This is a genomic window from Roseicella aerolata, assembly GCF_020523605.1.
GTDB classification, from domain to species: Bacteria; Pseudomonadota; Alphaproteobacteria; order Acetobacterales; family Acetobacteraceae; genus Paracraurococcus; species Paracraurococcus aerolatus.
On record NZ_JAJAQI010000010.1, the window covers coordinates 32,727 to 47,428 of the forward strand.

15 protein-coding genes and 1 pseudogene are annotated in these 14,702 nt (G+C 71.7%); 7 read left to right on the forward strand and 9 right to left on the reverse strand.

Going from position 1 to position 14,702, the window contains the following annotated elements; genetic code table 11:
* Window positions 1-137 precede the first annotated feature (137 nt).
* The gene (locus tag LHA35_RS08405; protein WP_226606954.1) at window positions 138-1,460 is read left to right on the forward strand and encodes an ArnT family glycosyltransferase; all 1,323 of its coding nucleotides are present in this window, start codon (window positions 138-140) and stop codon (window positions 1,458-1,460) included.
* A gap of 303 nt (window positions 1,461-1,763) precedes the next feature.
* Here the strand turns inward: LHA35_RS08405 and LHA35_RS08410 are convergent, their stop codons facing one another.
* The 5 genes from LHA35_RS08410 to LHA35_RS08430 form a co-directional block, all read right to left on the reverse strand.
* Window positions 1,764-2,750: a Bug family tripartite tricarboxylate transporter substrate binding protein gene (locus tag LHA35_RS08410; RefSeq protein ID WP_226606958.1), complete on the reverse strand. Its 987-nt coding sequence runs from the start codon at window positions 2,748-2,750 to the stop codon at window positions 1,764-1,766.
* Between the two features lie 61 nt (window positions 2,751-2,811).
* A complete protein-coding gene (locus LHA35_RS08415; RefSeq protein WP_226606961.1) occupies window positions 2,812-3,804 on the reverse strand; it encodes a Bug family tripartite tricarboxylate transporter substrate binding protein in 993 nt (330 codons plus the stop codon).
* A 4-nt stretch (window positions 3,805-3,808) separates the two neighbouring features.
* Window positions 3,809-4,834, reverse strand: coding sequence for a Bug family tripartite tricarboxylate transporter substrate binding protein (locus LHA35_RS08420; protein WP_226606964.1), 1,026 nt, complete (start codon window positions 4,832-4,834; stop codon window positions 3,809-3,811).
* Entirely contained in the window at window positions 4,831-5,823 is a 993-nt protein-coding gene (locus tag LHA35_RS08425; RefSeq protein WP_226606966.1) for a Bug family tripartite tricarboxylate transporter substrate binding protein, read from the reverse strand. The genes LHA35_RS08420 and LHA35_RS08425 overlap by 4 nt, the downstream gene beginning before the upstream one ends.
* Window positions 5,820-6,107 (reverse strand): hypothetical protein, encoded by a 288-nt coding sequence (locus LHA35_RS08430; protein ID WP_226606968.1) that lies wholly within the window; start codon window positions 6,105-6,107, stop codon window positions 5,820-5,822. Before LHA35_RS08430 ends, LHA35_RS08425 begins: the two co-directional genes overlap by 4 nt.
* A gap of 193 nt (window positions 6,108-6,300) precedes the next feature.
* On the opposite strand from LHA35_RS08430, the gene LHA35_RS08435 reads away from it, so the two are divergent.
* The 6 genes from LHA35_RS08435 (at window position 6,301) to LHA35_RS08460 (ending at window position 12,194) form a co-directional block, all read left to right on the forward strand.
* Window positions 6,301-8,085, forward strand: a complete 1,785-nt coding sequence (locus tag LHA35_RS08435; RefSeq protein ID WP_226606972.1) for a glucan ABC transporter ATP-binding protein/ permease — start codon at window positions 6,301-6,303, stop codon at window positions 8,083-8,085.
* A gap of 138 nt (window positions 8,086-8,223) precedes the next feature.
* On the forward strand, window positions 8,224-8,661 hold the full coding sequence (locus LHA35_RS08440) for a CBS domain-containing protein (RefSeq protein ID WP_226606974.1): 438 nt from the start codon (window positions 8,224-8,226) through the stop codon (window positions 8,659-8,661).
* Between the two features lie 104 nt (window positions 8,662-8,765).
* Window positions 8,766-9,032 (forward strand): OmpA family protein, encoded by a 267-nt coding sequence (locus LHA35_RS08445; protein ID WP_226606976.1) that lies wholly within the window; start codon window positions 8,766-8,768, stop codon window positions 9,030-9,032.
* Window positions 9,033-9,152: 120 nt separating this feature from the next.
* Window positions 9,153-10,130 (forward strand): TRAP transporter substrate-binding protein, encoded by a 978-nt coding sequence (locus tag LHA35_RS08450; RefSeq protein WP_226606978.1) that lies wholly within the window; start codon window positions 9,153-9,155, stop codon window positions 10,128-10,130.
* Between the two features lie 222 nt (window positions 10,131-10,352).
* Window positions 10,353-10,886: a TRAP transporter small permease gene (locus LHA35_RS08455; protein WP_226606980.1), complete on the forward strand. Its 534-nt coding sequence runs from the start codon at window positions 10,353-10,355 to the stop codon at window positions 10,884-10,886.
* Window positions 10,887-10,889: 3 nt separating this feature from the next.
* A complete protein-coding gene (locus LHA35_RS08460; RefSeq protein WP_226606982.1) occupies window positions 10,890-12,194 on the forward strand; it encodes a TRAP transporter large permease in 1,305 nt (434 codons plus the stop codon).
* A 135-nt stretch (window positions 12,195-12,329) separates the two neighbouring features.
* On the opposite strand, the gene LHA35_RS08465 is transcribed toward LHA35_RS08460, so the two are convergent.
* The 4 genes and pseudogenes from LHA35_RS08465 to LHA35_RS08480 all read right to left on the reverse strand — a co-directional run bounded on the left by LHA35_RS08465 (window position 12,330) and on the right by LHA35_RS08480 (window position 14,561).
* Window positions 12,330-12,614: a hypothetical protein gene (locus LHA35_RS08465; protein ID WP_226607260.1), complete on the reverse strand. Its 285-nt coding sequence runs from the start codon at window positions 12,612-12,614 to the stop codon at window positions 12,330-12,332.
* An 83-nt stretch (window positions 12,615-12,697) separates the two neighbouring features.
* On the reverse strand, window positions 12,698-13,150 hold the full coding sequence (locus tag LHA35_RS08470) for a peptidoglycan-binding domain-containing protein (RefSeq protein ID WP_226606984.1): 453 nt from the start codon (window positions 13,148-13,150) through the stop codon (window positions 12,698-12,700).
* 277 nt (window positions 13,151-13,427) lie between these two features.
* A pseudogene (locus LHA35_RS08475) lies at window positions 13,428-13,721 on the reverse strand (VOC family protein); the annotation flags it as partial.
* Window positions 13,722-13,886: 165 nt separating this feature from the next.
* Window positions 13,887-14,561 carry a CBS domain-containing protein gene (locus LHA35_RS08480; protein ID WP_226606986.1) on the reverse strand — a complete coding sequence of 225 codons (675 nt, stop codon included), beginning with the start codon at window positions 14,559-14,561 and terminating at the stop codon, window positions 13,887-13,889.
* Window positions 14,562-14,702 lie beyond the last annotated feature (141 nt).

Below are 14,702 nucleotides of genomic sequence, written 5' to 3' on the forward strand. Positions count from 1 at the left end.
CGACAGGCATTCTGCACTGCCTGCCCAGCCAAGGAATCTCCCTGAAGTTGAACCTATTGCTGCCTCCCTCCAGATCCGCCGCCCAGCCCCTGCATCAGATCGGCCCCTGGCTGGATCGGAATACCCGCCTCGCGCTCATGCTCATTCTCCTCCTCGCGCTGCTGCCCGGCGCGATGATGCTGTGGCGGCTGGGGCCCGGCGCCTGGGACACGCCGGGCCTCTGGTCGGAGATCGCGCTGAACCTGGCCAACGGGCGGGGCTATGTGAGCTGCGAGCCGGACTATTTCCCCTTCTGCGCGGCGGCCGATCAGGTGACCGCGGCACGCGAGCCCTTGCCGGTGCTGGTCTTCGCGGCCCTCGCCGGCCTGTTCGGCAACCTGCAGCCGGCCGGGATGATCCTGGCCTGGATGCTGAACCTGCTGATCCTGATCGGCACCTTCTCAATTGCCCGGGAGTTGGGCGGCCCGCGTCCGGCGCTGCTCGCGGCGCTGATCTGGGCGCTCTACCTGCCGGCCGTCCGCATCTTCTATCCGAACATTGCCGGCGATGCCTTCGCGACCCTGAGCGTCACGGGGGCGCTGCTCTTCTTCCTGCGCGCCGCCGCGACCGGCCGCTCGCGCGACTGGATCATCTGCGGCCTGTGCCTGGGCCTCAGCGTGCTCTCGCGTTCCTCCGCCATTATCCTGATCCCGGTCCTGGCGGTCTGTACGCTTATGCTGCGGCGGCCGGGCGGCGGCCCGCTCGCCCGCTCCGCCGGGGCGAGGCTCCGGCCGGCGGTGCTGCTGGTCTGTGCCTCGGTCACGCTGCTGCTGCCCTGGATGGCGCGCAACTACCTGGCCTTCGACCGCGTGGTCATCGGCACCACCCTGGCCGGCTACAATCTCTATCGCCACAACGCGATGCTCCCGACCGGGGATCACCTGAATTATGTCGGCCCGGAGGACGGGCATCGTCTGATGCAGGATCTGCTGGCACGCCGACCGGATCTGCGGGGAACGGAGAACGAGGCGCAGATGGACGCGGTGTATCGGCAGGAAGCCCTGCGCATCATCTCCGACAATCCGGGAAGGTATCTCGGCCTGTCCGCCTACCGGTTCGTGCTCCTGTGGTTCAACTGGGGGGTCGAGGCGACCTACGGCCACAAGCATGCGGACCTTCTGGATGTCGCAACCATGGTCCAGCAGGGCGTGCTGTTGCTCCTCGGCCTGATCGGGGCGCTGGTCGGCGGCTGGCGCGCGCGGCCGCTGACCTTCAGCATCGGCGCCTTCGTCCTGCTGCATCTGGCCGTGATGGGGCGCCTCTATCACCTGATGCCGGTGATGCCGCTGGTCGTCGCCCTGGGCGCGCTCGGGGCCGTCTGGCTGCTGCAGCGGGTGCGGGCGCCACGGCATCCGGTCGCGCTGCCGGTTGCGGGAGGCTCGGAGCAGATCGCGGACGGGCGCCAGGGTTCGGGTGCATGAATCTGCCCGGGAATCGATCTGCTGCAGCGGATTGCGTTCAGTTCTGAACGCAATCCGCCGGTGCCGGCCCGGAACCGGGCCGTTGACGGCGCCGGCCGGGCGTGGTGCGCCGCCCGTGTGGCGCGCACCACGCCCGGGCCTGCCGGCATTCTTGCCGACGGATCCCGTATCGCCCATTCCGGCCAAGGACCTGCGCAACGCATCCGGGGACGGCGGCAAATTCCGGACAACAACTCCCGCGGGCTTGCCAGGGAGAGAGGGCCTGGCCGGCCTGCGTTCCCTGGCCAGGCCGCGACGTCCCGCTCAGTCCAGAGTCGCGCCCGAGATCTTCACCACCTCCGACCACTTCGCGTTCTCGGCGGTGATGAACTGCGCGAAGGCCTCGGGCCCGAGCGGGCGTGGGGCGCTGCCAACCTCGCGCAGCTTGGCCCGCACCGGCTCCTCGGAGAGGGCCTGCAGCAGGGTGGCGGAGAGGCGGTCGATGACCGGCTTCGGCGTCTTCGCCGGCGCCTGCACGCCGAACCAGGCCACCGCCTCGAAGCCGCGCAGGCCGAGATCGGCGCCGGCCTCGGCGACGGTCGGCACCTCCGGCGCGGTGAACCAGCGCTCCTTCGAGGTGACGGCGAGCAGCCGGAGGGCCCCGGACTGGAGATGCGGCAGGTAGGAGGGCAGGTTGTCCACCGCCACCTGCAGCCGTCCGGCCAGGATCTCCGGGATCACGCCGCCGGTGCCGCGATAGGGCACGTGCAGCAGGTCGATCCCCGCGCGGGACTTCAGCAGCTCGGCCGAGAGATGGCCGGAGGTGCCGTTGCCCGGCGTGCCGTAGGTCAGCGCGCCCGGGTCCTTCTTCGCCAGCGCGATCAGTTCGGGCAGCGACTTCGCCGGCACCCCGGCATTCACGATGACGCCGTTCGCCACCTCGTTCACCAGCGCGACCGGCGCCAGGTCCTTCTGCGCGTCGAAGGGCATCCGCTTGTAGAGGAACTGGTTGATGCTGGCGGTGCCGATGGTCGCCATCAGCAGGGTGTGGCCGTCCGGCTCCGCCTTGGCCACCGCATCGGCACCGATATTGCCGCCGGCGCCGGGGCGGTTGTCCACCACCATGGGCTGGCCGAGCATCTCGCCGAGCCGCTCCGCGATGACGCGCCCGGTCACATCCGTGGCGCCGCCGGCCTGGAAGGGGACGATCAGGCGCATCGGGCGGTTCGGCCAGGCCGGCTGGGCGCGGAGCAGGCCGGGCGTGGCGAGGAAGGCGGCGGCGCCCAGCAGGGCGCGGCGGGTCGTGAGCATGGAACGTCTCCGGCTGGGGCGGGCGGGTTACTCCCCGCCGGCCGCAGCCGCAACCCGTGGGTCAGTCCACCGTTGCGCCGGAAATGCGCACCACCTCGGCCCATTTGGCGATTTCGGCGCGGACGAAGGCGGTGAAGGCCTCCGGCGTCGTGCCGCCATCCGGCGTGAGGCCGGGCGGGTCGGCGCCGAGCTCGGCCAGGCGGGCGCGGTAGGACGGTTCCCTGGTCGCGGCATCGATCGCCTCGCCGAGCAGCGTTACGATCCCGCGCGGGGTGCGGGCCGGCGCCTGCACGCCGAACCAGGACGTCGCCTCGAAGCCCGGCAGGCCGCTCTCGGCGACGGTCGGGATATCGGGCAAGGCGGGGGAGCGCTGCGTGCTGGTCACGGCCAGGGCGCGCAGCCGCCCCTCCCGGACATGGCCGATGCAGGACGGGATGTTGTCGCAGCCCACCTCCAGCCGTCCGGCCACCGCCTCCACCAGCATCGGCCCGGCGCCGCGGAAGGGCACGTGGGAGACGGCGATGCCGGCGCGGTGCCTGAACAGTTCCATGGTCAGATGCGGGCTGCCGCCGCTGCCGGCGCTGCCATAGTTCATCGCGCCCGGCCGGGCCTTCGCCAGGGCGATGAATTCCGCAAGGGTCCGCGCCGGCACGGAGGGATGCACGAAGAGGACATTCGGCACCCGCATCAGCAGGCCGATCTCGGCGAAATCGTCCGGCTGCACCGGCATGCGCGCGCCGAACAGCGTGTAGTTGATGCTGCCGGTGCCGACATTGGTGGCGTGCAGGGTGTAGCCGTCCGGCTCGGCACGGGCGACCTGCTCGGCGGCGATGTTGCCGGTGGCGCCGGGGCGGTTCTCCACCGCGACGGGCTGGCCGAGGCGCGGCGCCAGGCGCTCCGCGATCAGCCGCGCCGCGATATCGGTGGTGCCGGCCGGCGGGAAGCCGACGACCAGGCGAATCGGCCGTGCCGGCCAGGGGGCCGCGCCGGTGCCCTGAGCCGACGCGATGCCCGGCAGGAGCAGCGGCGCGGCAAGCAGGGACCGGCGGCGCATGGCGCTACTCCACCTTCGCGCCGCTGCGGCGCACGACATCGGCCCATTTCTCCCGCTCGGCCGCGAGGAAGGTCTCGAACCCCTCCGGTGAGCTGCCGCCATCCGGCGTCAGGCTCGGCAGGTCGGCGCCGAGTTCCGCCATGCGGCTGCGGAAGGCCGGATCCCTGGCCACCGCATCCACCTCCCGGCCCAGCCGGGCGATGACCGGCTTCGGCGTCGCCGCGGGGGCGAGCAGGCCGAACCAGGCCGTCGCCTCGAAGCCGGCGATCCCGGCCTCCTGCATCGTCGGCACGTCCGGCAGCACGGCGCTGCGCGCCGCGCCGGTGGTCGCCAGCGCCCGCAGCTTGCCATCGCGGATGAAGGGCAGGGCGGAGGGGATGTTGTCCATCCCAAGCTCCACCCGCCCCGCCATCAGCTCCGTCAGCATGGGGGCGCTGCCGCGATAGGGCACATGGGTCATCCGCACGCCGGCCTGCAGGGCAAAGAGCTCCGTGCAGATATGCGGGGAGGAGCCGATGCCGGCGGTGCCGTAGTTCAGCCCGCCCGGGCGCTGCTTCGCCAGGGCGACCAACTCGGCCACGCTCTGCACCGGCAGGGAGGGCGGGACCATCAGCACGTTCGGCACGCGCGACAGCAGCCCGACCGCGGCCAGGTCGCCCGGCTTGTAGGGCATGCGGTCGCCATAGACGGCGAAGTTGATCGCGCCGGTGCCGATGGTGGTGAGCAGCAGGGTGTAGCCGTCCGGCTCGGCGCGGGCGACGAATTCGGCGCCGACATTGCCGCCCGCGCCCGGCCGGTTCTCCACCACCACCGGCTGGCCGAGCCGGGCGGAGAGCCGCTCCGCCGCCAGCCGCCCGGTCAGGTCGGTGGTACCGGCCGGGGTGAAGGGAATGACGATGCGCAGCGGGCGGGAGGGAAAACCCTCCTGCGCCCGGCCGGGCAGCGGCAGCGCCAGCAGCGGCGCCGCCAGCGCCGCGCGGCGGGTGAGGCCGCGGCGGCCCCCGTCGCCGCGGCCGGCGCGCGCGCTCATTCGACCGTCGCCCCGGATTTGCGCACCACCTCGGTCCATTTGGCGATCTCGGCGCGAACGAAGGCCTCGAAGGTCTCCGGGGTGGTGCCGCCATCTGGCGTCAGGCCGGGCAGCATGCCGCCGAGATCGGTGATCCTCGCGCGCGTCTCCGGCTCCTTCACCACGGCGTCGATCTCGGCGCCCAGCCGGTCGATGATCGGCTTCGGCGTCTTCGCCGGCGCCTGCACGCCGAACCATGCGGTCGCCTGCACGCCGGGGAAGCCCGCTTCCGCCGTGGTCGGGACATCCGGCAGGGCGGGGGAGCGCGTCGCGGTCGTGACGGCGAGCGGACGCAGCCGGCCGTCCCGCAGATGGCCGATGACGGAGGGCAGGTTGTCCACCGCCACCTCGATCCGCCCCGCGATCACCTCCTGCAGCATGGGGCCGGAGCCGCGATAGGGCACGTGCAGCATGTCGATGCCGGCGACGGTCTTCAGCAACTCCCCGGTGAGGTGCAGCGAGGTGCCGGCGCCCGAGCTGCCGTGGTTCAGCTTGCCCGGTCGCGCCTTGGCATAGTCCACCAGCTCCTTGAGCGTCTTCACCGGCAGGTCGTTGGTGACGAAGATCGCGTTCGGCACCTGCAGCATCAGCCCGGCATGGGCGAAGTCCTCCGGCTTGTAGGGCATCCGCGCGCCGTAGAGGCTGTAGTTGATGGCGCCGGAGGACACGGTGCACATCAGCAGCGTGTAGCCGTCCGGCTCCGCCTTCGCGACCGCGTCCGAGCCGACATTGCCGCCGGCGCCGGGCCGATTCTCCACGATCACCTGCTGGCCGAGGCGCTGGGTCAGCCGCTCCGCCAGGATGCGGGCGGCGATGTCGGTGGTGCCGGCCGGGGTGAAGGGGACGATCAGCCGGATGGTGCGGTTCGGCCAGGCAGTGCCCTGGGCCCGGAGGGCGGGGGCGGCGAGCAGCGTGGCGCTGGCCGCGAGGGCGGCACGACGGGTGATCATGGCGTGGACGTTCTCCCGGTTAGGTCTGGCATGTTGGGATGCGCGGCGGCCCAGTCCACCGCGGCGGCCCATTTCTCGTTCCTGGCCTGTATAGAGACCATGAAGGCGGCGACCGGGCCGCCGGGCAGGGAGGGGGGCGGCAGGTCGGCCGCCCCGTTGGAGGGAAAGGGGATGGGGCGTGGAGCGGGCCGCCGGTCCCGCGGAGGGTCCGGCAGCGCGGCATCCCGGCGCGGCAAGGCGGGCGCGGTGCAGGACGTCACCGCCAGCGCTGCGTGGCCCGGCATCCCCGGCTCTCCTCCCGCCTCCGGGGGAACTCCTGCCCCCCTGGACCGATCACATCCCGTTCCTGCCGCAACGACCAGGGGCTGACAAGGCTTGCCCTGGGCATTGCGCGGCCGGTAGGCAGCGCGCAGGTGAACCCGGTGCGCCGCGCATGACCTGCAAGGCGAGGATCGGGGAAGACAGGGGCGCCGGCGGATGCAACTGGTCAGGCTGTATGGACGGGTCCTGGGTCTTCTGAAGCCCGACAGATGGGTGGCGACCGGCCTGGGCATCGCCAATGTCGCGCTGGCCGGGCTGGTCTTCCTGGAGCCGGTCCTGTTCGGCCGGGTGATCGATGTCCTGACCCGCGCGGCCTTCATGACGCATGAGGCGGTCTGGGCCGAGGCGCTGACGCTGCTCGCTCTGTGGGCGGCGGTCGGCCTGTCGGGCATCGGCGCCAATGTCGCCGTCTCGCTGCTCTCGGACCGCATGGCGCATCGCAACCGGCTGGCGGCGATGAGCCGGTATTTCGAGCATGTGCTCTCGCTGCCGCTGTCCTTCCACGGCGACATCCAGTCCGGACGGCTGATGAAGGTGATGCTGGCCGGGACGGACAACCTGTTCAGCATCTGGCTGTCCTTCTTCCGCGACCACCTCTCGACCTTCATCGCCGCCATCATCCTGATGCCGCTGACGCTCGCCATGAACTGGCGGCTCGGCCTGCTGCTGGTCGGCCTGGTCGTGCTCTTCTCGGTGCTGACCACCCTCATCATCCGGAAGACCGAGACGGCGCAGCACCAGGTGGAGCGGTTCCAGAGCCAGCTCGCCGGCAATGCGCAGGACGCGCTGTCCAATGTCGTCGTGGTGCAGTCCTTCACTCGCCTCAACTCCGAGGCACGGATGTTCGGCGACATCGTGCGGCAGGTGCTGGACCACCAGTTCCCGGTGCTGAACTGGTGGGCCCTGGTCTCCGTGCTGACGCGCGCCGCCAGCACCATCACCACTATCTCCATCTTCGTGCTCGGCACCGTCCTGCACCTGGACGGCAAGGCGACGGTCGGCGAGATCGTCAGCTTCATGGGCTTCGCCAACCTGGTGATCGGCAAGCTGGAGGCGGCGGTCGCCTTCCTCGCCCGCCTGGTCTTCCAGGCGCCGGCCGTCGCCGAGTTCTTCGAGGTGATGGATGCCCAGACCAGCGTGCCGGAGAAGCCGGGCGCGCTGGCCCTCGGCCGGGTGCAGGGGGAGGTCGCCTTCGAGGAGGTGGCCTTCGCCTATCCGGGCGGGCCGCGCATCCTCTCGGACGTCTCCTTCCGCGCGCCGCCGGGGCGGACCCTGGCGCTGGTCGGCCAGACCGGCGCCGGCAAGTCCACCGCCATGGCGCTGCTGCAGCGCATGTGGGACCCGGTCAGCGGCCGCGTGACGATCGACGGCCACGACCTGCGCGACATCACCCTGCACAGCCTGCGGCAGAATATCGGCGTGGTCTTCCAGGAAAGCATGCTGTTCAACCGGACCATCCGGGACAATCTGCTGACCGGCCGGCCGGAGGCGACGCAGGAGGAGATCGAGCGCGCCTGCCAGATGGCCGAGGCGCATGACTTCATCCTCCGCCAGCCGCGCGGCTACGACACCATGGTGGGCGAGCGGGGGGTGAGCCTCTCGGGCGGCCAGCGCCAGCGCCTGGCGATCGCCCGCGCCCTGCTGAAGGACCCGCCCATCCTGATCCTGGACGAGGCGACCAGCGCGCTGGACGCCGCGACCGAGGCGCGGGTGCAGAAGGCGCTGAAGGCGCTGATGGCCGGCCGCACCACCTTCATCATCGCCCACCGCCTCTCCACCGTGCGCGACGCCGATGAGATCATGGTCTTCGATTCCGGCCAGATCGCGGAGCGCGGCACCTTCGACGCGCTGGTCCGCCAGGGCGGCCGCTTCGCCGAGCTGGTGCGGACGCAGCTGACCTCGGCCGAGCCGATGGCGGAGGCGGTGAAGGCGGCGGAGTAGTCCAGCCGGAGCCGGTATGACGCGGTTGCGAGGAGGCTTTTCCTTGCAACCGCACGGCCCGGTGTCGCAGCCTTCCCGCCACGGCCAGGGCAGGGCGGCTCGATGCCGCGCCGGCCCGCCGGCCGGGGAGGGCGGCGCATGATCATCGGCTCGATCCTGAAGACCAAGGGCTCCGAGGTGTTCTCGGTCGGGCCCGAGGACACCATCCTCTCCGTCGCGCGGAGCCTGACCGAGCGCCGGATCGGCGCGGCGCTGGTGCGCGATGCCGGCGGCGCCCTGCTCGGCATCATCAGCGAGCGCGACATCGTCGGCGGCATGGCCTCGCACGGGCCCGGCACCACCGGCCTGAAGGTCGAGGAGTTCATGACCCGCGACCTCGTCACCGTGACGCCGCAGACGCATGTGACCCATGCCCTGGCGCTGATTACCCACCGCCGGGTACGCCACCTGCCGGTCCTGGACGGCGAGGGCAGGCTCTGCGGCATGGTCTCGATCGGCGATCTGGTGAAGGCGCGGATCGACGAGGCGGAACAGGAGGCCGAGGCCCTGAAAGCCTATGTGGCGGCCGCGGGCTGAACCGCCGCAGGCGACGACAGCGCGCCCGCAGGCTTGACCTGCCGCAAGGACGAAGCGGGAGCGGCGTGGTCCGATCCTTCCGACCCGAGATCGGAGGGAGTCACGTGAACCACCACCACCGCAAGGTCCTGCACGCGCTGTTCAGCCACCCCATCAGCGCCAACCTCGACCCGAAGCATGTCCAGGCGGCGCTGCAGGATCTGGGCGCCGAGGTCTCGCATGGCGGGCATGGCCAGATCATCGTGAAGCTGAACGGCCACACCCAGGGCTTCCATGACAGCCGCCACAGCCTCTCGAAGGAGGAGGTGGGGGCGCTACGGAAGTTCCTGACCGCGGCCGGCGTCGATCCGGCGCGCGATCTGCCGCTGTAGCGAATCCCGGCGGGCCGGCCTGGCGCATGGCGGCGCCGGGCTGGCCCGCGGCACGGGGCTTGCCCGGCCGGCCGCAGCCGCGCATTCATCGCGCCGGAGCAAGATCCGGGAGCCCTGCCCATGCCCTTCACCCGTCGTGCCGCGCTCGCGGCGCCTGGCATCCTCGCCCTCTCCGGCGCCGCGCGCGCGCAGACGCGCTGGCAGATGGCGACCCCCTATCCGGACGGGAACTTCCACACCCGCAACATCCGCGAATTCACCGCCGATATCGAGCAGGCAACGGGCGGGAAGCTGGCCGTCACCATCCACAGCAACGCCTCCCTGCTGCCGATGCCGCAGATCAAGCGCGGCGTGCAGACGGGGCAGGTGCAGATGGGCGAGATCCTGCTCGCGGCCTATTCGAACGAGGACACCTTCCTCGAGGTCGATTCGCTGCCCTTCCTGGTGCCCGATCTCGACGGCGCGCGGAAGCTCGCCGGCCTGCAGCGCCCCTATCTCGAGACCCGCTTCGCCCGGCAGGGCCTCTCGCTGCTCTATACCGTGGGCTGGCCGGCGGCCGGCTTCTACACCCAGGCGCCGATCACCAGCCTGGAGATGTTCAGGGGCAGCCGCTTCCGCACCTTCAGCCCGCTGACCAACCGCTTCGCCGCGCTGATTCAGGCCAACCCGGTGCAGGTGCAGCAGGCCGAACTCGCCCAGGCCTTCGCCACCGGCATCGCCACCGCCATGGTCACCAGCGCGCAGACCGGCGTCGATACCTCCGCCTGGGACTATGCCAAGGTCTTCACGCCGGTGAACTTCTCCATGACCAAGAATGCCGTGCTGGTCTCCCGCCGGGCGCTGGAGGGCCTGCCGGCCGATCTGCAGCAGGCGGTCCTGGCCGCGGCGCGCCGGGCGGAGGACCGCGGCTGGCGCCAGGCGAAGGAGGCGCAGGACGCCGCCCAGGCCCGGCTGGCGGAGAAGGGGATGGTGATCGGCGACGTCCCGCCCGAGGTCATGGCGGGGCTGCGGCAGGTCGGCGCCACCATGGCGGAGGAATGGGTCGGCCGCGCCGGGGAGGATGGCCGCAAGCTGCTGGACGCGCTGCGGGCCGGATAGACCCGATCGCCGGGCGCCCGGCGCCAGGAGGGCCGGGCGCCTCGCAGCGCGGCAGTGCCTGCCCAAGCGGTTGGCAGCGGCCGTCGCGCCGCGCCGCTTCGCGCCGGGAGGCCCCCTTGCGTCCCCGTGACGGCGCAGCGCATGGTCGGGGGAACAGGACCGAAGGGGGCTTCCCGCATGCCAACCACCCGCCGCGCCGCGGCCTGCCGGGCTGCCTGACGCATGCGCCGGCTGCTTGATGCGCTCTACGCCGCCGGCGCGGGCCTCGCCGCGCTGTCGCTGCTGACGATCTTCCTCGTCATGATGGCCCAGGTCGTGATGCGGGAGATGCGCCTGCAACTGCCCGCGGCGGACGACATCAGCGCCTATCTCTGCGTCGCCACCACCTTCTTCGCCCTTGCCGCCACCTTCCGCCGCGGCGAGCTGATCCGGGTCAGCATGGGGATCGGCCGCCTGCGCGGCGGCCCGCGCCGGGTGATGGAGGGCCTGGTGCTGGTCCTGGCCGCCGGCATCATGGCCTATGTCACCCGCTGGACCTTCGAGGACATGCTCTTCTCCTGGCAGATCGAGGAAGTGGCGCAGGGCACGGTGGCCATCCCGCTCTGGATTCCGAAGCTGTCCATGCCGCTCGGCGCCGGCCTGCTGCTGGTGGCGATCCTGGACGAGCTGGTGGCGGTCCTGCGCGGCGCGACGCCATCCTATGCGGCGGCGGCCGAGCAGCGCGCCGCGGCCGGCGACTTCTCGGTGGAGTCCTGAGCGATGGACCTCCTCACCTTCGGCCTGCTGCTGCTCGTGCTGCTCTGCCTCCTGCTCGGCGCCGGGCTCTGGATCGCGATGTCGCTCGCCGCGGTCGGCTATGTGGCGATGGCCGCCGTCCACCCGACGCCGGGCCTCTTCCTCGCCTCGGCCTTCTGGGAATCGACCGGGTCCTGGACGCTCGCGGCCCTGCCGATGTTCGTCTGGATGGGCGAGATCCTGTTCCGCACCAGGCTCTCGGAGGAGCTGTTCAACGGCCTCGCCCCCTGGATGCGGCGCGTTCCGGGGCGGCTGCTGCATGTGAACATCCTGGCCTGCGGCATCTTCGGCGCCGTCTCCGGCTCCTCGGCGGCGACCTGCGCCACCATCTCGAAGATCGCGCTGCCCGAGTTGAAGCGCCGCGGCTATGACGAGCGCACGGCGATCGGCAGCCTCGCCACCTCGGGCACGCTCGGCATCCTGATCCCGCCCTCCATCATCATGGTGGTCTATGCGGTCGCGGCCGAGGTCTCGATCATCCGGGTCTTCATCGCCGGCTTCATCCCCGGGCTGATGGTGATGGGGCTGTTCAGCCTCTACATCATCGTCTGGGCGCTGCTGAACCCGGCGAAGCAGCCGGCGCCCGAACCGCGCATGAGCCTCCTCGCCAAGCTGCGGCAGAGCGCGCAGCTGATCCCCTGCCTGCTGCTCATCGCCGGCGTCATCGGCAGCATGGTGATGGGCTTCGCCACCGCGACCGAGGCTGCCGCCTTCGGCGTGCTGGGGAGCCTGATCATGGCCGCGCTGACTGGCAGCCTGACCTGGCACAATTTCATCGACAGCCTGGCCGCGGCCACCCGCACCTCCTGCATGATCATGTTCATCCTGGCCGGCGCCGCCTTCCTGACCAAGGCGATGGCGCTGACCGGCATCCCGGCGGCGCTGGCCCAGGGCGTGGCCGCGCTGGACCTCGGGCCCTACGGCCTCATCGCCATCCTGACACTGGTCTATATCGCGCTCGGCACCTCGCTCGACGGCGTCTCGATGATCGTGCTCACCACCTCCATCGTCATCCCGCTGGTGCAGGCCGCGGGCTTCGACCTGATCTGGTTCGGCATCTTCATCGTGCTGCTGGTGGAGATCGCCCAGATCACCCCGCCGGTCGGCTTCAATCTTTTCGTCATGCAGACCATGACCGGGCGGGAACAGGGGGAGGTCGCGCTGGCCTCGCTGCCCTTCTTCCTGATGCTGGTGGTCACGGTCGCGCTCTGCACCCTCTTCCCGGTGACGCTGGTCACCGGGCTGCCGGAACTGCTGCTGGCGCAGTAGTACCGGCGGAGCAAAGCCTGGCCCGCGGCCACCGCCCGTGCGGCGAAGCCATGCGGGCATAGGTGGGCAGGAAGGTGAAACCTTCCTGCGCGTAGCACGAAGGGGGCGCCGGCGCCCGGCCGGCGCCCGCGCTTCTCAGCGCACCGGGGCGGCGGGCGCCGAGGAGCCGGACGGGGTGGTGGCGCTGGACCCCGTCGTCGCCGGCCCGGTGCCCGCCGCCGGCGCGGTGGAGGTGCCGGTCCCGGCGGTCGAGCCGACATTGCCGACGCCGCTCGCGCCCGTGCCGCCCACGCCGCCGGTGCCGCCGGAGGCGGTCGGGCCGGTGTTGGTCATGCCCGTGCCCGTGCCCGTGCCCGTGCCGCCGGCAGCGGCCGGGCTGGTGTTCGCCGTCGTGCCGGTGCGGGTATCCGTGCCGACCATGCCGCCACCCATATAGGCGCGGTCACGCTCGCTCCCTGCGGTGCCGGTGGTGCTCAGGTTGAGCGCCTGCCGCGTCTCCGCATTCAGTCGGCCAGTGGCCTCCAGGTTGTTGGCGCGCGGAAGTCCCGGACGGCGCTCGCGGTCTGCGGGCCCCAGACGCCGTCCACCGCCACATTGTGGCCGCGCTCGCGCAACTCGCGCTGCGCCTCGCGGACCGAAGCGCCGCTCCGGCCGGTGCGGCCGGCCGTGCGGCCGCTTTCGCCGATATCCGTGCCCGGAACCCGCGCTTCCGGGTTGCTCCAGGGCGGCCGGCCGAGATTGACGTCGCTTGGGGAGGTGGTCGCGCCGGCCACGGCCCCCGCGCCGCCACCGATGGCAGCCCCTGCCAGCGCGCCGACCGGACCGCCCAGCGCCCCGATCCCCGCGCCGGTGGCAGCGCCGGCCGCGGCGCCGCCCGTGGTGCGGTCCGTCGTATTGGTGCCGCAAGCGGCAAGGGTCGCGGCCAGGGCCGCGGCACCGACCAGTGTGCGAATCATCGTCGCCTCCTTGTCGTTCGGCGGGCGATCCATGGCCGTGCTGATGGAGCCGGCCCTCGCCTGCCCGCGCCGACCGGAACGCCCCCGCGCCGATCCGGTTGCGCGGAGGTCCGGCCGGGTATGGAACGTCCCGGTGAGGGTCAGCCGGGGGTGGGCCAGTCGGGCCGGTCGAAGCGCTGGATTTCCAGCAGGTAGCCGGCCGGATCGCGGAAGAAGAATCGCGGAAGAAGAGATGCGTGATGCCCAATGCTGCCGATTCGCGCGGCGGGCCTTCCGTCGCGACACCCCGGGCGGTCAGCCAGGCATGCCAGGCCTCAACCGCCTCGCTCACCAGGGTGAGGACGACGCCGCCCTCCCGCCGCGGATCGCTGGCCTCCCGCGGGCCACGCGCCCGGCAGAGGCCGAGGAAGGCGCGCCCGCCAGGCGCGGCGGCGTAGATGGCGCAACTTCCCTGGTCCTGCACCAGGGGCAGTCGCAGCACCTCCTCGTAGAAGCGGCGGCTGGCGGCCAGATCCTCCGCATAGAGGAAGGTGATCTGCTGCGCCGGCGGTGGGGGTGGCAGGATCGGCATGCCGCAGCATGCCAGGGCGCCGCGTCCCGTGGGCAGGGGGCACGCGGCCCTTTGGCATCATGCGGGCGGCGCCCTGCCCGCGGTCCGGCCCCTTGTCCGGGCAGGCGTGGTGCGCCACCTGAGCGGGTCCGTTCAGGCGGCCTTCTCCCGGCCGGGGCGCCGGCGTCAGACCCAGCGGTTCGGCTTCACATCCGTGATGCGGTCCTCGACCTTCTGCACGCCCGGCACGCTGGCCGCGATCGCGACGAGGCCACGGCGGACGGCGGTGGAGTGGCAGAAGCCGTAGAGCGTGACCGTCCCGCCGGCGACTTCGAAGAACACATAGGGCGCATCCGCCCAGGGCAGCCGGGCGATCTCGGCCGCGACCGCGCTGCGGATGGCATCATCCGTCGTCTCGGTCTCCGGCGAGAGCAGGGCGCGCAACAGATCGGCGCGGGAGAGGATGCCGACCAGCATGCCGTCCTGCACCACCGGCAGCCGCCGGACATTATGCGTCTCGAGCAGGTGAGCGGCGTGCTCGACCGTCACCTCCTCGGTCACCGTCACGGGATGGCGCGTCATGATGTCGCTGGCGGTCGCGCCATGCACCGCGGCATAGCGCGCCGCCGCCTGATCCCGGTCATAGAACAGCGAGCGCAGGAAGCCGGGCTCCGGCGCGTCGCTGGTCGAGAGCCGGCGGATGAGGTCGGCCTCGGAGACGATGCCGAGCAGCATGCCCCAGCTATCGGTGACCGGCACGGCGGAGATGCCCCGATCCGCCAGCAGGCGGGCCACGGCCATCACTGGCGTATCGCCCGGGACCGAAACCACCTTGCGGGTCATGACGTCGCGGACCTTCATGGCACTGCCTTTCATTGCCGGCGGCGGCGGACCTGGCCCACCGCCCATGGCCGCAGACTGCCAGCAAGGCGGGCAGGCTGCCTTGCGCCCGGTCAAACCCTCCGCCAGGGGCCGGCGCGATGTCGAGCCGGTTTCCGCCCG

Bases quoted from the DNA above. Each gene is read 5' to 3' on its own strand.
- LHA35_RS08405 (WP_226606954.1), top strand. From the start codon at position 138: ATGCTCATTCTCCTCCTCGCGCTGCTGCCCGGCGCGATGATGCTGTGG.
- LHA35_RS08410 (WP_226606958.1), bottom strand. From the start codon at position 2,750: ATGCTCACGACCCGCCGCGCCCTGCTGGGCGCCGCCGCCTTCCTCGCC.
- LHA35_RS08415 (WP_226606961.1), bottom strand. From the start codon at position 3,804: ATGCGCCGCCGGTCCCTGCTTGCCGCGCCGCTGCTCCTGCCGGGCATC.
- LHA35_RS08420 (WP_226606964.1), bottom strand. From the start codon at position 4,834: ATGAGCGCGCGCGCCGGCCGCGGCGACGGGGGCCGCCGCGGCCTCACC.
- LHA35_RS08425 (WP_226606966.1), bottom strand. From the start codon at position 5,823: ATGATCACCCGTCGTGCCGCCCTCGCGGCCAGCGCCACGCTGCTCGCC.
- LHA35_RS08430 (WP_226606968.1), bottom strand. From the start codon at position 6,107: ATGCCGGGCCACGCAGCGCTGGCGGTGACGTCCTGCACCGCGCCCGCC.
- LHA35_RS08435 (WP_226606972.1), top strand. From the start codon at position 6,301: ATGCAACTGGTCAGGCTGTATGGACGGGTCCTGGGTCTTCTGAAGCCC.
- LHA35_RS08440 (WP_226606974.1), top strand. From the start codon at position 8,224: ATGATCATCGGCTCGATCCTGAAGACCAAGGGCTCCGAGGTGTTCTCG.
- LHA35_RS08450 (WP_226606978.1), top strand. From the start codon at position 9,153: ATGCCCTTCACCCGTCGTGCCGCGCTCGCGGCGCCTGGCATCCTCGCC.
- LHA35_RS08455 (WP_226606980.1), top strand. From the start codon at position 10,353: ATGCGCCGGCTGCTTGATGCGCTCTACGCCGCCGGCGCGGGCCTCGCC.
- LHA35_RS08460 (WP_226606982.1), top strand. From the start codon at position 10,890: ATGGACCTCCTCACCTTCGGCCTGCTGCTGCTCGTGCTGCTCTGCCTC.
- LHA35_RS08465 (WP_226607260.1), bottom strand. From the start codon at position 12,614: ATGGTCGGCACGGATACCCGCACCGGCACGACGGCGAACACCAGCCCG.
- LHA35_RS08470 (WP_226606984.1), bottom strand. From the start codon at position 13,150: ATGATTCGCACACTGGTCGGTGCCGCGGCCCTGGCCGCGACCCTTGCC.
- LHA35_RS08480 (WP_226606986.1), bottom strand. From the start codon at position 14,561: ATGAAGGTCCGCGACGTCATGACCCGCAAGGTGGTTTCGGTCCCGGGC.